This is a genomic window from Bradyrhizobium sacchari, from assembly GCF_002068095.1.
Classification (GTDB): domain Bacteria; phylum Pseudomonadota; class Alphaproteobacteria; order Rhizobiales; family Xanthobacteraceae; genus Bradyrhizobium; species Bradyrhizobium sacchari.
The window spans coordinates 116,791-132,149 of the sequence record NZ_LWIG01000053.1; the positions used below are offsets into that span (position 1 = coordinate 116,791).

A 15,359-nucleotide genomic window follows, 5' to 3' on the forward strand; every position below is an offset into this window, starting at 1 on the left:
GGCGGGCTCTATTTCGTCAGCGGCCTGCTCGTTCTCTCGGCAGCCCTCACTTTGCTATTGTCGCGCGCGAAAACCGCGCCCGTCGAACCCGTCCCGCAATCCCACTGAGTTCTCAAACGGAGCCTTCCCATGCGCACCCATTCGATCGCAGCCATTCCCGCCGACGGCATCGGCCCCGAGGTGATCTCGGCCGGCGTCCGCGTGCTGGAGGCTCTCGCAAAACGCAGTGGCGACCTCGCCTTCAATGTCAAGACGTTCGACTGGGGCTCGGACTATTACAAGAAGCACGGCGTGATGATGCCGGCCGACGGCCTCGCCGAGCTGAAGAAGTTCGACGCGATCTATTTCGGCGCGGTCGGCGCGCCCGACGTGCCCGACCACATCACGCTGTGGGGCTTGCGCCTGCCGATCTGCCAGGGCTTTGACCAATACGCCAATGTCCGGCCGACCAAGATTTTGCCGGGCGTCGCCTCGCCGCTGCGCAATGTCGGCGTCGGCGATCTCGACTGGGTGATCGTGCGCGAGAACTCGGAAGGCGAATATGCCGGCATGGGCGGCCGCGCGCACAAGGGCTTGCCGGAAGAGGTCGGCACGGAAGTGGCAGTGTTCACCCGTGTCGGCGTCACCCGCATCATGCGCTATGCATTCCAGCTCGCGCAGTCGCGCCCGCGCAAATTCCTCACCGTCGTGACCAAGTCGAACGCGCAGCGCCACGGCATGGTGATGTGGGACGAGATCGCCGCGGAAGTCGCAACCGAATTCCCTGATGTCACCTGGGACAAGATGCTGGTCGATGCCATGACGGTGCGCATGACGCTGCAGCCAAAGAGTCTCGATACCATCGTCGCGACCAACCTCCACGCCGACATCCTCTCGGATCTCGCCGGTGCACTGGCCGGCAGCCTCGGCGTCGCGCCGACCGGCAACATCGACCCGCAGCGCCGCTTCCCCTCGATGTTCGAGCCGATCCACGGCTCGGCCTTCGACATCACCGGCAAGGGCATCGCCAACCCGGTCGCGACATTCTGGACCGGCGCGCAGATGCTCGAGCACCTCGGTGAGAAGGATGCCGCCGCACGGCTGATGAAGGCCGTCGAGCGCGTCTGCGCGGCGGGCGTGCTGACGCCCGACGTCGGCGGCAAGGCGACCACAAGGGAAGTGACGGATGCCGTGATCGACGCGATCCATGGGTCGAACGCGTAGCGGGCCTACCCCAATTTCGGCGGGCCGGTCCCCACCTCACTGCACGCCGTAGCGGGCGAACGCGTCGGCGATCTTGAGGTCGATGAGCTTTGCTGCCGAGACGTCGCGATCGCCGCCGGCATTGTCACCCTGCCTGAGCCTGGCAAGTCCGCGTCCATAAAGCGCGCTTGCCAGGTTTGGCGCCAGGCGCAGCGCTGAATTGTAGTCGTCGATGGCCGCGGCGAATTGACCCATCTTCAGATGGATCAGCGCGCGTGAATCGTATGTCGCGGCATCTTCGGATCCCGACTGAATCACCTTGTCGCAGTCATCGAGTCCGGCCTGCAGGTCGCCGGTGATCGCTCGCGTCCAGCAGCGCCCGCTCCGCGCCGACGTCAAGTTCGGATCAAGGCGGATGGCCTCATCGAAATCCCGCACCGCCCGATCATACTGGTTCAGCTTCAGGTGGGCTTCGGCGCGGTTGGCGAAGGCACTGCCATAGGACGGATTGAGCCTGATCGCCTCGTCGAAGGACTTGACCGCGTCCTCATAGGCTCCCTTCCTCAAATAGGCGACGCCGCGGTTGTTCACCGGCTTGACGTAGCCTGTGGCGAGCTCGATCGCCCGGTCGAAATCGCTGATCGCGCGGTCGTACTCCGCCGCTGCGGCATAGGCGTTGCCGCGATTGTTGTAAGCCGGGGCCAGCGCCTCCGGCTTGGCATCACCCGAATTGATGAGCGCCGTACAGCCGGCGATCCGGACCTGGACCGGAATACGGTCCGTGCCGTTGCACTGCTCGATGCTCTGGAGGTGACCTTTCTTCTGCGGCTGCTGCGCGGTCGCCGGCCAACCGAGCGACAGCAGCACGAGAACCGGCGCGACGCTGTCGATGATGGCAGCCCTGATCGTCATATCCGTGCCGCTTCAGCATCCTCTGCAGATGTTCGGCCTGGGACCGCTCCCCTGCTCGGGCGCGGCGGAAGTCACACGCTTCTTCAGCAACTTGCTCTTGCCCTCTTCGATGAGCGTCGAGAACCTGACCGCACCGTCATCCGCAATTTCGATATGCGGCGTGGTGCCTCGGATTCCCATCGTTGCAACGGGCGTATCGACCTTCATATCGCCGCTCTTTGCGACCTGACCGGCGACAAAGGTCGCCGTTCCCTTGGCCAGATTGAAGAACGTTGCGTTCGACTTGCCGTCCGGCTCGTAGACGTACTCGTCGAGCGCCATACGCGCATTGCTCAACAGATTGAACGACGAGCCATCGCTGAAATTGATGCTGACCCGACTGTCCGCCCCGGTTCGCACGACATCGCGCAGATACACGACATCGCCAACCTTGGTTTGCGCCGCCGGATCGCCGAGGGTCGCCTGGACGACGACCGCACCTGCGTGCTCGATCGAGACCGAACCTGAAACGGCGACGATCTTGCCGATGGGTTTCGGCGCGACGCTCTCAGGAGCGCGTGTCACGGAATTGACTTGAGCCTGCGCTGACGCGGCAAGGACGCTCGCCGAGGCCCAAATGAAACCAGTCACAAGAACTGCAATCCTATGCCTGCACATGACCCACCCTTTCCGAGAAGATCTGCGTGGCGCTTGATGGGACTATGTAAGCCGCGACCAAGCTCGCAATTCGTGCATCGTGAATATCAATAAGCTGGATCGATCCTGACGGACCCGTCGTCCAGAAGAGGTAATTCTTCCGTGCTTGATCTTAGGCCCAAGCCGTTTGCTTGGCCAGCGAAAGTGAGCTAGATTTCGCATAGCTCAAGCGTCAACTTCTTGAGAGCGCGAATTGCTGTTGCGGAGAAGCATCTCCGCCGAAGCTGTCATCACGTTGGCTGTACCTATAGAGCTCGCTTTTTTATCAGACGTTTTCGGCGTGCAGGCCTGGGGTTGCTAACGCCAAAAATTGCGCCCGCGGCGTAGCAAAACCGACAAGAAGACCGCGGCACCGCGCCGAGCCGGAATTGTTCGGCGCGCGAGGCCACGGCTATGTCAGTAGCGTTTGGCGTTGGGCCCCAGGACGGGGACACCAAGGCTTTTCCCCTCCGGATCATCGGCATCGTTCAGAGCGCGTCGGGATACACTACCCTCACGCGCGAGAAGGGCCCGGCCACTCAGGTCAGCATCGGCGACCTTGTCTGTCGCCATGACGTAATCGAAACGGCTGCGGATGCGCGGATCGGGATTCGGCTTCTCGACGACACCATCTTCTGCGTCGGCAGTGGAGCTCGCGTCGAACTGCGCGGGTTTGCCTCCGAATCCGACTGCGCTTCGTGTTCGACCATCGTTGCGATCACCAGCGGCAGCTTTGCGTTCGCGGCCGGTCGGCTGGCAACCAGCGCGCCCCTGACAGTCGATACACCCCTTGGCGCCGTTCGCGCCCGCTCCCATGCGACCGGCTTCGGCATCCTGACGATGGCGGCGCTGACTTTCTCGATGGTGAGAGAAGCGCAGGGCTCAGACCCCGACGCCACGTATCTCGATAGCGATACGCTCAGTTACAAGGACCTTCAGCACGGTGTCTTCGAGCTCATCACCAAGGAGCGGGTGCCACGCCACATCATCGTCGACGATCCAGGCGAAACCGTCATCCTGAACAGGATCGGCTCCTCGGTCAGCGTAAATCAGGTTGCCAACAGCGCAGCTCGCATGGAGGAACTGCACGCAGCTCAACAGGACGTGCTCGCCAATCTCACGCGAGGCCCGACAGGGTCCGGCACGCCACCTGGCGTCGATTCACTTCAGCTGCAGCACATCAACTTCAACTCGGATAACACGACGAATCCGCCAAACCTGCTTCCAGCAGTGCCACCGATTTTCATTCCCGCGATCGAAATTCCCGCACCAACGCTGAACGTGCCGAGCGGGCCCATCGAAATCGACACGATCGCATTCGACGACAAGTTCCCCACGACAACCGGCACCTTCACGGCCAGCAGTCTGCTCAATCGCGTCCTCACCTACGGTCTCGGCGGCGGGACGGCCGGCACCACGGTTTTGAATGGAGAGACCTACGATCTCTCGCAGACAGGCCCGTATGGCACCCTCTATCTCAATAGCGCATCCGGCGCCTACACTTTTGTTCCCAACGCGGATGCCATCAACGCCCTCTCGTCGCCAACGACAATGGGCTTCATCGTCACAATCTCAGACGGCCAGCTTTCGACGAGCCAGGCCTTCGTCGTCACGATCAACGGCGTCAACGACACTGCCATTATCTCCGGCAACGCCGCCGGCACAGTGGTGGAGGCGGGCGGCGTCGCCAATTCGGCGCCGGGCACACCGAGCGCAACCGGCACGCTGACAGACGCCGATGTCGACAATCCGCCCAACACCTTCACGACGGTCAGCTCGCCGACCAGGAGCGCGGGCGGCTACGGCACGTTCACGATGGCAGCCGGCGGCGTGTGGACCTACACGCTCGACGACGACAACGGTACAGTCCAGGCGTTGAATGCCGGCGATTCGCTGATCGATCGGTTCACCGTGACCACCATCGACGGCACCCCGCAACTGGTGACGATCACGATCAACGGCACGAATGACGCCGCAATCATCTCCGGGACCACGACCGGCTCAGTCGTCGAGGCCGGCGGCACTTCGCCCGGCACGCCGGTCGCGACGGGTACGCTTCTCGCGGCGGATGTCGACAATCCCGCTAACACGTTCGTGGCGGTCACCGCACCGACAGCAAGCGCGCAAGACTATGGAAGCTTCAACATCACCGCGGCGGGCGTGTGGACCTACGTGCTCGACAACAGCAACATCGCGGTGCAGGCGCTCAACGATGGCGACACGCTGACGGACAGCTTCACGGTGACCTCGGCCGACGGCACGGCGCAGACTGTGACGATCACCATCAACGGCAGCAACGATGGGGCGGTCATTTCCGGAACGACGGCCGGCGCGGTGATCGAGGCCGGAGGCGTGGCCAATGGTACGCCCGGCACGCCGACCGCGACCGGGACTTTGACCGCCGTCGATCCTGACAATGCGGCCAACGCCTTCACCGCGGTCATCACGCCGAAGACGAGCGCGGGCGGTTTCGGCACCTTCACGATGACGGCGCTGGGCACGTGGACGTATACGCTCGACAACAGCAACAGCGCCGTGCAGGCACTCAACGTCGGCAATACGCTGCACGATCAGTTCACCGTGACCACGGTCGACGGCACGCCGCAGCTGGTGACGATCACGATCAACGGCACGAATGACGCCGCAGTCATCTCTGGGGCCACGACGGGCTCGGTGCTCGAGGCCGGCGGCATCTCCCCCGGCACGCCGGTCGCGACCGGCACGCTCTCCGATACCGACGTCGACAATCCGGCCAACACCTTCACGGCGGTGACCTCGCCCACCGCAAGCGACGGCGGCTACGGCACCTTCACGATGACCGCGGCCGGGGTATGGACCTATACGCTCGACAACAACAACAGCGTGGTGGACGCACTCGACGTCGGCGATACGCTCACCGACCATTTCACGGTGACATCGATCGACGGCACCACGCAAGAGGTGACGATCACCATCCATGGCGCCAGCGACGCGGACCCCAACGACTTCGACAATCTGGCGACAGGATCAACTGTCATCTCCGATCCCCCATTTGTCTTCGGTACTCCCCAAGGCGATAGCGTCGCCGGCGGCGGCGACATTACCCAGATCATCTATGGCGGCGCCGGCAACGACACGCTGAACGGGACCGGCGTGAACGACACCATCTACGGCGGATCCGGCGACGACACGATCAAGGGCAACAACGGGGCCGACGTCATCTACGGCGGCTCCGGACAGGACACCATCGACGGCAGCAACGGGAACGACACCATCATCGGCGGGTTTGGCGCGGACAAGCTCACGGGCGGCAACGGCGACGATGTCTTCGTCTATCTGTCGGCGGTCGATTCCAGGGCCGGCCAGTTCGATACGATCAACGATTTCAGATCAGGAAGCGACAAGATCGATTTGACAGCGATCGGCGCGCTGGGATTCGTGATCCTGGCATTGAGCTCGACAAATTCGTCGGTGCCGCCCCACACCATCGCCTGGCTCTACGACAGCTCGGCCAACGAAACCATCGTGTATGTCAATCCGACCGATCAAACTCTCCAGGTTGGCGATTCCAGCCTGCTGGAGGTGCATCTCCAGGGTGTCGCGACCATCGATGCCTCGGACTTCATCGTGGATCAGGCCGCGGCGCCGGTCCTGGCGGTGAGCGACACCCTCGATCCGGCCGCGGCCACGCAGGCCGACGCGCTGGTCATGACATTGAGCTCCTCCGACGCCTCCACCGTGACGACAAGCAGCAGCGGCTCTATTTCGCTGGACGGAAGCTCGACCGCCATCGATGTGAGCTATCCCTTCGACATCGATCGGGATCACAGCGGGTGGAGCCACGAGATCGCCTCTTCCGCCCCGGACGAGACCGCGACACTTCCCGGCCTCTCGGAACCGGCAATCCATTCACTGTCGACGGAGCCCTTCAAATTTGTCTTCGAACCGCCCCGGACCGACGACAGCATCCATCTGACGGGAATGGGCGCGACCGGCATGACCGAACAAAATCATTCCGTCACTTTCAGCACCCCGGATGCGCTGCCAACCATCGACCAGCATCCCGGCGACCATGCAAGCCTTGCCGATACCGCCAGTGCGCTTCTTGATATCGCCGGCCAGAAAGGCCTCGGGAACGGCGGCAACCCTCATTCGAGTTCATCTCACGCGAGCGAAGAGCGTCATGTTTCGGTGGAGACGCCCGATAAGCCCAATGACCAACGTCATTCTGCGGCAGATGGCACGCACGGCCCACACGAACACGCGCAGGCCCATCCATCGGGATCGGACGATTCGTTCAAGTTCCTGACTCCGCCGATCGAGAAGTCGAGCATCGCATTTGTGGACGATCACCCGGCGCCGCTCGATCATCATGAAGGCGTGGCACATGCCTACGGACATGGTGGCGCCGCGACAGCGGGCGAGGTCCCGCAGCTGGACGATGGCGCTCACGGCGTGGGCGGCCTGGCCGCGCCTCATGTGCCGCACGATCTCCTGGCGTGAGCTCGAGCTGCTGAACCGCCCTTCCTCTACTTCCGCCCGGCGGCCGGCGGCGTCGCCATCGCGGCGGCCGGCTCCGGTGGCGTCAGATGGCGCGGGACGATGATGGTCTGACCCGGGGTGAGCTGCGCGTTCTCCGCAAGCGAGTTGCTCTGCGCGAGCGTCCACAACGGCACGCGATTGGCCGCAGCGATGCTCTCCATGGTGTCGCCGCGGCGCACCGGCACCCGCACGCCGCTGTCCCACAATTCGACCAGCGTGTTCGCGGGTACGAGATAGCGCAGCGGCACGGCTTCGGCCTCGGCCTGGGCCTGCGGCGGAATGCGCGGCAGCTGCGTCACCATCTCGACGATCTGGCGATGGATATCGTCGGACTTCTCGATGTTGATGTGCGAGACGCGGCTGTTTTCCTTCAGGTCGTAGCTCGCATAATGGCCGCGATAGCCGGGCACTGCGACGACATCGCCGCCGCCGAGCACGCTGTCGGACAGGAAGATGTTGATGAAGCGCTCGACATTGAGCGGCACGTCGCCGGTCGCATGCGCGGGATCGATGGCGATCACGAGGCTGATCGGGATATTCTCCTTGGCTGCCATCTCGGAGATGACGACGGAGCACAGCCCGCCCATCGAATGGCCGATCAGCACGATCGGCGCCGGGCTCTCCTTGTAGCTGGCGATAGCGCGGTTGCCGATCAGGCGGCAGATCGTGAATTCATAAACGTCGGCGGAGAAGCCGGCCTGCGTCAATTTCTCGCCGAGCCGGTCCATGCCGGTCGAGAAGATCGGCCCCATGGCGCCGCGAAACAGGTAGATTTTCGGCGGCGGCAGCGGCTCGGAGGGCGGAGCGGGAGGTGGCGCTGTGGCCGTCACGGCCGGGCGCTTCGACTTGGCGGGTGAGGCCACGGCTATGCCGTGGCCCCAGGCGAGCAGCGCAACCGCTGCCAGCACGACTAGCCGCCTCAAATCAATCATCAATCCAGCAGTCCCACCACGGGAGGCAAGGGCCTCGCCCAAGCCGGCTTAGTGACGGCCGATTTGGCGGATTTTGGGGCACGGAACCGGGCGATCGGCCGGTGAAGCCCCACCGTCATTGGATCGCAGCACCAGCTCGGCAACCACACGGCGATGTGAACCGCCCTCACCCAGCCGCAGAAAGAAGGGAATTGACTTAAGAGCATATGCACCTATTCTGATCCGTATAAGAGCATATGCTCTCATGTGAACCTAGGAGCGATGTCATGAGCGAAGCAACCATTCTGGTCAGCGGTGCGACCGGTCGAACCGGGGGCGCCGCCGTCAACGAACTGCTCAAGATGGGAAAGAGCGTGCGCGCTTATGTGAGATCCGACGGCGAGCGGGCGGCGGCGTTGAGGCAGCGCGGGGTCGACATTGCCATCGGCGATTTCACTGATATCGACGCCATTCGGGCGGCTATGGAAGGCATCCGATCGGCCTCTTTCCTTCATCCGATCGCGCCAGGGATCATCAGCGCGGCCGCCTATTTCGCCCAAGCCGCGAAGGAAGCCGGCGTCACCGCAATCGTAAACATGTCGCAGATTTCGGCACGCCGGGAATCGACCAGCCATGCGGCGCAGGATCACTGGATGTCAGAGCGGGTATTCGACTGGTCGGGTGTCGCAACCACGCATCTGCGTCCGACCTTCTTTGCCGACTGGCTGGTGTACCCGCATTTCGGGAGGGAGATCTGGGCCAGGAAAAAGATCGAGTTTCCGTTTGAGAACGGGCGCCATGCGCCCATCGCCAGCGACGATCAGGGCCGTGTCGTCGCTCATCTCCTGGCCGAGCCGCAAGGTCACGAAGGCAAGATCTACCCGCTGCACGGCCCGGTGGAGATGAACCACACCGAGATCGCAGCCCAGATGAGCGAGGTGCTCGGCGCCAGGATCGAATACGCGCCGACGTCGATCGCCGTGTTCAAGGAGAAGATGGAGCAGCTCTACAGGTTTCCTCCGTTCCTGGTGCAGCATCTGGTCGAAGTCGCCCAGAATTATCGCGACGGCATTTTCTCGGGCACCAACGACGCCGTCGAGAAGATCACGGGCACGCCGCCCCTTTCAGTCCGTCAATTCATCACGCAGAACCGCGCCGTGTTCGCTTGAGGACGGAAAGATCTCCCTCTGAACGGAACGCTCTCGGCCAGCGTGAACAAGCTCTGCTGGCGTCAAAATCCGGAAAGGCAGACTGTCATGGACATCAAGAACGAAACCGTATTTATCACCGGTGCCAATCGCGGCTTGGGCCTGGCCTTTGCACGCGAAGCTCGTCTTCGCGGAGCCGCAAGGGTCTACGCAGGCATGCGCAAGACCGACGGATTCAATGAGCCCGGCATCATCCCGGTGAAGATCGACGTCACCGATCCAGCATCGATCACAGCTGCCGCTGCGTTGGCAGCCGATACCACGGTACTGATCAACAACGCCGGCATCGCCGCCTTGATCGACGGGCCCCTGTCGGCAGAGGTTGCGGCCCAATCAGCCCGCATGTTCGACACCAATTACTATGGCGTCGTCCGCGTCACGCAGGCTTTCGAGCCGAATTTGTCGAAGAAGCCGAACGCCGCCATCATCAACGTGCTCTCCGACATCGTCTGGCTGCCGCGCCCCATTCTGGCGCCCTATGCCGCATCAAAAGCGGCAGCTTGGAGCTACACCAACCAGCTTCGCTTTCATCTGCGCGACCACGGCGTTCAGGTTCTCGGCCTGCATGTCGGTTTCGTAGACACCGACCTGACGAGCGGCATTGACGTGCCGAAAGCCAGCCCCGCGGACGTGGTGCGCCAAACCTTCGACGCCCTCGCCGCCGGCAAGAGCGAGGTGATGGCCGACCAGGGAACGACAGTGCTGAAAGGCACGCTTGCAGCCGAGGAGCCCGGCTACATCACCCCGCCGCAAGGGCTTTGAGAATATCGCTGCGCCCGCGCCGCGCCTATATTCGCGACGCGGATCCCGTCGATGAGAAATCGAAGGACAAGGAGATGATGCCGGTGACCAAGCCTCTTGGGATCGATCAATGCAACTGCTTCGCCATGAGGAAGGCAAACCGGCAGATCTCGCGCTTCTACGATGCGCATCTCGAGCCGGTCGGGCTGCGCATCACCCAATTTCTCACTCTATCCGCCCTGAACGAGCTCGGGAGTGCAGGTGTCAATGCGCTCGCCGAGCAGCTCGACATCGAACGCACGGCGATGGGCAAGATGGTCGGCTTTCTGGAGCGTGACGGCCTCGCGAAAATTCGGCCCTCGCCAACCGATGGACGAAGCCGTCTGATCGAGCTCACCGATGCCGGCCGGCGTCTTCACGACAAGGCGGCCCCGCTTTGGCAGCGTGCGCAGCGGGAGTTCGAGCAACTGAACGGCGCAAAAAATGTCGCCGTGCTGCGGGGGGCCCTGCGCGACCTGGTCGTCGGCGACGTCAAGCCGAGCTCATCCGACGACTGAGGCCGCCGTCCGATGGCGGAGAGCAAGGCAGCGCCGAGAAAGCAGATTGCCCTCGCCGTTCCGATCCAGACCACGGGCGCAGGTCGATCGCCACACCTTGTCCACCAAAGCTTCGTCGTCACTGCCTGCCCTTGAGGCGACTGCGATGCGCGGCCTGCTTGGCGCGGTTGCCGCAGACCGCCATGATGCACCATCGCCGTGCGCGCCTGCGGGTGTGATCGGCGAACAGCATCGTGCAGTGATGGCCCTCGCAGGCCTTCACGTTCGAAAAGTCTTCCTCGCAGACGAACTTCGCCATCGCCTCGCCGATGGGCAGCAGCAGAGCGTCGGCTGATCGCCAGCGCCGCATCCTTTGCAGCGCAAGACCTTCCTCTCCGTGGCGGGGCACGATTTGCAGAAATGCCTCGTCGCGCTCCAAGATTCTGCTCAACGGACCAAGCTCGCGCAGTGCCTTCGGCGCAAGCGGCCGGCCCGCATGTTGCCGAACGAATCCCCTGAACCATTCGCGCAAGGCGCGGGCCTCACCTGCGACCTTGTCGAGATCGCCCGGCTTGGCGCGCGCCTTCAACGCGTCCAGCTCATCGGCCGGCACCAGCTTCGCCTGCGACAGCCAGTCGATCAGGCCCTCGCCACCGTCGAGCCAATCGACGGGCCTATCGACCGGCGTCGCCACCGAGTTGAGAAAATCGAGGCCGAGCGAGTCGGCGATGAACATGGCGGGCGGTCTGTCCATGAGCGGTCCTTGGCCGGCGGGATCACGCCCTAGGTAACCAGTAAAATGCCTATTGACAAGTTACGCGGCGACTTCATAACCTCCATACACGGACTTAACAGGTTACTATCAGCAAATGGAGACGGTCATGGCCCCGACCACCTACCGCACCGCCGACGTCGATGGCTTCGAGGTGTTTTATCGTGAGGCCGGCCCCAAAGGCGCACCAAAGCTCCTGCTGCTGCACGGCTTCCCGAGCGCCGGCCACATGTTCCGCGACTTGATCCCGCTGCTTGCGGACAAGTTTCACATCGTGGCGCCCGATCTCCCGGGCTTCGGCCAGTCCGACATGCCTTCGCGCGAAACCTTCCGCTACACGTTCGACAACGTCGCGCAGGTCATCGAGCGCTTCACCGAGGTGATCGGCTTCGATCGCTTCGCCGTCTACGTCTTCGACTATGGCGCCCCGACCGGCTTCCGGCTCGCGTTGCGTCACCCCGAGCGGATCACGGCCATCATCTCGCAGAATGGCAACGCCTATGAAGATGGGCTCAGCGACGGCTGGACGCCGATCAGGGCCTATTGGCAGGATCCCTCGCCCGCCAACCGCGAGGCACTGCGCGCCTTCCTCACGCCGGAGGCCACGCGCTGGCAGTACACCCATGGCGTTCCTGATCCGACGACGGTGTCGCCGGACGGACAGAATCTTGACAATTTCTACCTGGCGCGTCCGGGCTCAGACGAGGTGCAGCTCGACCTGTTCGGCGACTACAAGAGCAACGTGGCGCTCTATCCGTCATTCCAGGAATATTTCCGCAAAACAAAGCCGCCATTCCTCGCGGTCTGGGGCAAGAACGATCCGTTCTTCATTCCGCCCGGCGCCGAAGCGTTCAAGCGCGACAATCCCAACGCGGTCGTGCAGTTCTTCGACACCGGCCATTTCGCGCTGGAGACGCATGCGAAGGAGATCGCGGAGAGCATTCACTCGTTTCTGGCGTAACAGGCGCCGATGCGAAACGGCCGCGGCGTAGCAACGCCGCGGCCGCCGACCATCAGGTGAGACGAGACGTCAGTTCCTGGCCGGAGCCGTGGCGGCCGCGGCGCGCGCGGGCCGCGGTGCGCCGGGTTCGGCGACGGGAGCCGCCGGAGCGCGCGAGCGCATGATCGCGGCGTCGATCTCGGCGATCACGCGGCGCTGGATCGCCTCGTTCTTGTCGATCGAGATGTGGCCGACACCGGTGCCGCGCACGTCGACATTGTCGAGCTTGCCGCGCAGGCCCGCCGCCGCCCGCACCGGCTCGCCGGGACCGTCGCCGATATAGATGTTGATGTAGCGTTCGGCGCCGGTCGAGAGCTTGGTCTTGAACACGGAATCGAGGCCGATCGCGAGCTTCACGGGCACGCCGAGCTGGTTGAGCTTGGCGATCATGTCCGGCAGCGCGGTCGCGCCGGAGGAATGGCCGACCAGGATGATGGTCTTGATGCGGCCCGCCTTGTAGGCGGTCGCGGCTTCATCGGCGAGCGAGGACCAGGAGACGAAATTGGCGACGGTCACCGGGATGCCCTGCGCCTGGAGCCGGGCGCCGATCGTGTCGAGCCCGAGCGAGAAGATGTTGAGCACGCCGCGCAGCAGGTAGACATGCGTGGTCTGGACCGCAGCCTGGCTCGGCGCGGCCTTGGCGGTGGACGGGGTGATGGCAACAGCTGACAGCAGAAGCAGGCAGATCGCCCACACGCGGAGGGCGGGCAATTGGCTGGCGCCGGCGGTGTGACGGCCGTTCGGTCTCATCTTCAATGTTTCCCTGGGGACAATACGCTTCGCGATTGGCCGGAATCGTAGCCACGGCCCGCTCGCAGACGCAACAAAGAGCCGCGTGAGCGACAATCTTAGCCGCAATCCGTGGCGGTTGCGCAACACTTGCCCGGAACCTGCCACGGAAGGGCCTGTTTTGAGGCCATTTTTCTCCAGCCAATTGCGACCGGGCAAGGGCATTCCTATCTCAGGGCTCCGCTGACCCGCCCTTCCCGGCAGGCTCCGGCCTCCCTCCCCAGCCTTTTGCCCCTCAGCCTTGCGGCCATTATGTCCTCCATCATCTCCGTCGCCAATCTGTCGAAGACCTATGGGTCCGGCTTCAAGGCGCTCAAGAACATCAATCTCGACATCAGGCGCGGCGAGATCTTTGCGCTGCTCGGGCCGAACGGCGCCGGCAAGACCACGCTGATCTCGATCATCTGCGGCATCGCCAACCCGAGCGAAGGCCGCGTCCTCGTCGGCGGCGAGAACATCCAGACCTCCTACCGCAAGGCGCGCTCGCTGATCGGCCTCGTGCCGCAAGAGCTGCACACCGACGCCTTCGAGAGCGTGTGGGCGACCGTGAGCTTCTCCCGCGGCCTGTTCGGCAAGCCGAAGAATCCTGATCACATCGAGAAGGTGCTGAAGGACCTCTCGCTGTGGGACAAGAAGGACAACAAGATCATCACGCTCTCCGGCGGCATGAAACGCCGCGTGATGATCGCGAAAGCGCTGTCGCACGAGCCGCAGGTCCTGTTCCTGGACGAGCCCACCGCCGGCGTCGACGTCGAGCTGCGCAAGGGCATGTGGGAAGTCGTCCGCACGCTGCAGCAGTCCGGCGTCACCATCATCCTGACTACGCATTACATCGAGGAAGCCGAGGAGATGGCCGACCGCATCGGCGTCATCAACAAGGGCGAGATCGTGCTGGTCGAGGACAAGGCGACCTTGATGCAGAAGCTCGGCAAGAAGCGGCTGACGGTGCACTTGCAGGGTAAGGTCACCTCGTTGCCGGACAGCCTCGCGCAATACGAGCTCGACCTCTGCGACGACGGCGCGACGCTGGTTTACGACTACGACACCAAGGGCGAACGCACCGGCATCACCAGCCTGCTCAGTGACCTCCGCAACGCCGGCATCCGCTTCAACGATCTCGACACGACGCAGTCGTCGCTCGAGGACATCTTCGTCGACCTCGTGAGGACGTCATGAATCACCGCGCCATCCGCGCCATCTATCTGTTCGAAATGGCACGCACCTGGCGCACGCTGCTGCAAAGCATCGTCTCGCCGGTGGTCTCGACGTCGCTTTATTTCGTGGTGTTCGGCGCCGCAATCGGCTCGCGCATCAGCCAGGTCGAGGGCGTCAGCTACGGCACCTTCATCGTGCCGGGCCTGATCATGCTCTCGGTGCTGACGCAGAGCATCGCCAACGCCTCCTTCGGCATCTACTTCCCGAAATTCACCGGCACGATCTACGAGATCCTGTCGGCGCCGATCTCCTACTTCGAGATCGTGCTCGGCTATGTCGGCGCCGCCGCCACGAAGTCGATCATCCTCGGCCTGATCATCCTTGCGACGGCCGGCCTGTTCGTGCCGCTGCACATCCATCATCCGATCTGGATGCTCGCCTTCCTGGTACTGACCGCGGTGACCTTCAGCCTGTTCGGCTTCATCATCGGCATCTGGGCCGACGGCTTCGAGAAGTTGCAGATGATCCCGATGCTGGTGGTGACGCCGCTGACGTTCCTCGGCGGCAGCTTCTACTCCATCGACATGCTGCCGGCGGGCTGGCGCACCGTCGCGCTGCTCAACCCGGTGGTCTATCTGATCTCGGGCTTCCGCTGGAGCTTCTACGAGATCGCCGACGTCAGCGTGTCCGTCAGCATCGGCATGACGACGGCGTTCCTGGTGCTCTGCCTCGGCGCGATCTGGTGGATCTTCCGCACCGGGTACCGGCTGAAGAACTAGCTGGCATCCGGGGCGCGCGTAGCGCGAGCCCGGAATCCATCATGCGGCAGATTTGGTGATGAACGGATTCCGGACCCGCCTTCGGGCGTCCCGGAATGACGGCGGAAGTCTCTACCGATAGCAATGAAAGCGGTGGTAGCCGTCGTAATATCCGCGGCAGTGCCGATAGTAGTGGCGG

13 protein-coding genes are annotated in these 15,359 nt (G+C 63.4%); 8 read left to right on the top strand and 5 right to left on the bottom strand.

Annotation, left to right across the window (positions count from 1 at the left end; all coding sequences use genetic code 11):
• The first annotated feature begins 129 nt into the window (after nucleotides 1–129).
• Nucleotides 130–1,203 (top strand): tartrate dehydrogenase, encoded by a 1,074-nt coding sequence (locus A5906_RS33705; RefSeq protein ID WP_080139425.1) that lies wholly within the window; start codon nucleotides 130–132, stop codon nucleotides 1,201–1,203.
• A gap of 36 nt (nucleotides 1,204–1,239) precedes the next feature.
• Here the strand turns inward: A5906_RS33705 and A5906_RS33710 are convergent, their stop codons facing one another.
• Both A5906_RS33710 and A5906_RS45545 read right to left on the bottom strand, forming a co-directional pair.
• On the bottom strand, nucleotides 1,240–2,094 hold the full coding sequence (locus A5906_RS33710; protein WP_080139426.1) for a tetratricopeptide repeat protein: 855 nt from the start codon (nucleotides 2,092–2,094) through the stop codon (nucleotides 1,240–1,242).
• A 12-nt stretch (nucleotides 2,095–2,106) separates the two neighbouring features.
• Nucleotides 2,107–2,511 (bottom strand): FecR family protein, encoded by a 405-nt coding sequence (locus A5906_RS45545; RefSeq protein WP_245327048.1) that lies wholly within the window; start codon nucleotides 2,509–2,511, stop codon nucleotides 2,107–2,109.
• 672 nt (nucleotides 2,512–3,183) lie between these two features.
• Here A5906_RS45545 and A5906_RS33720 point away from each other — a divergent pair.
• Nucleotides 3,184–7,251: a VCBS domain-containing protein gene (locus A5906_RS33720; RefSeq protein ID WP_080139428.1), complete on the top strand. Its 4,068-nt coding sequence runs from the start codon at nucleotides 3,184–3,186 to the stop codon at nucleotides 7,249–7,251.
• A 26-nt stretch (nucleotides 7,252–7,277) separates the two neighbouring features.
• Here A5906_RS33720 and A5906_RS33725 read toward each other — a convergent pair whose 3' ends face one another.
• A complete protein-coding gene (locus A5906_RS33725; RefSeq protein ID WP_080139429.1) occupies nucleotides 7,278–8,222 on the bottom strand; it encodes a LysM peptidoglycan-binding domain-containing protein in 945 nt (314 codons plus the stop codon).
• Nucleotides 8,223–8,488: 266 nt separating this feature from the next.
• Between A5906_RS33725 and A5906_RS33730 the strand changes: the two genes are divergently transcribed.
• The 3 genes from A5906_RS33730 (at nucleotide 8,489) to A5906_RS33740 (ending at nucleotide 10,707) form a co-directional block, all read left to right on the top strand.
• Nucleotides 8,489–9,370 carry an NmrA family NAD(P)-binding protein gene (locus A5906_RS33730; protein ID WP_080139430.1) on the top strand — a complete coding sequence of 294 codons (882 nt, stop codon included), beginning with the start codon at nucleotides 8,489–8,491 and terminating at the stop codon, nucleotides 9,368–9,370.
• Between the two features lie 87 nt (nucleotides 9,371–9,457).
• Complete coding sequence (locus A5906_RS33735; protein ID WP_080139431.1) at nucleotides 9,458–10,171, top strand: SDR family oxidoreductase; 714 nt, start codon at nucleotides 9,458–9,460, stop codon at nucleotides 10,169–10,171.
• A gap of 77 nt (nucleotides 10,172–10,248) precedes the next feature.
• Complete coding sequence (locus A5906_RS33740; RefSeq protein WP_430642434.1) at nucleotides 10,249–10,707, top strand: MarR family winged helix-turn-helix transcriptional regulator; 459 nt, start codon at nucleotides 10,249–10,251, stop codon at nucleotides 10,705–10,707.
• Between the two features lie 118 nt (nucleotides 10,708–10,825).
• Here A5906_RS33740 and A5906_RS33745 read toward each other — a convergent pair whose 3' ends face one another.
• Nucleotides 10,826–11,440: a CGNR zinc finger domain-containing protein gene (locus A5906_RS33745; RefSeq protein ID WP_136615670.1), complete on the bottom strand. Its 615-nt coding sequence runs from the start codon at nucleotides 11,438–11,440 to the stop codon at nucleotides 10,826–10,828.
• A 127-nt stretch (nucleotides 11,441–11,567) separates the two neighbouring features.
• Here A5906_RS33745 and A5906_RS33750 point away from each other — a divergent pair, with 127 nt between their 5' ends.
• Nucleotides 11,568–12,419 carry an alpha/beta fold hydrolase gene (locus A5906_RS33750; protein WP_080139537.1) on the top strand — a complete coding sequence of 284 codons (852 nt, stop codon included), beginning with the start codon at nucleotides 11,568–11,570 and terminating at the stop codon, nucleotides 12,417–12,419.
• 69 nt (nucleotides 12,420–12,488) lie between these two features.
• On the opposite strand, the gene A5906_RS33755 is transcribed toward A5906_RS33750, so the two are convergent.
• Nucleotides 12,489–13,208, bottom strand: coding sequence for a hypothetical protein (locus A5906_RS33755; RefSeq protein WP_080139432.1), 720 nt, complete (start codon nucleotides 13,206–13,208; stop codon nucleotides 12,489–12,491).
• Nucleotides 13,209–13,499: 291 nt separating this feature from the next.
• On the opposite strand from A5906_RS33755, the gene A5906_RS33760 reads away from it, so the two are divergent.
• Nucleotides 13,500–14,423, top strand: a complete 924-nt coding sequence (locus A5906_RS33760; protein ID WP_080139433.1) for an ABC transporter ATP-binding protein — start codon at nucleotides 13,500–13,502, stop codon at nucleotides 14,421–14,423.
• A complete protein-coding gene (locus tag A5906_RS33765; RefSeq protein ID WP_080139434.1) occupies nucleotides 14,420–15,181 on the top strand; it encodes an ABC transporter permease in 762 nt (253 codons plus the stop codon). Before A5906_RS33760 ends, A5906_RS33765 begins: the two co-directional genes overlap by 4 nt.
• Nucleotides 15,182–15,359 lie beyond the last annotated feature (178 nt).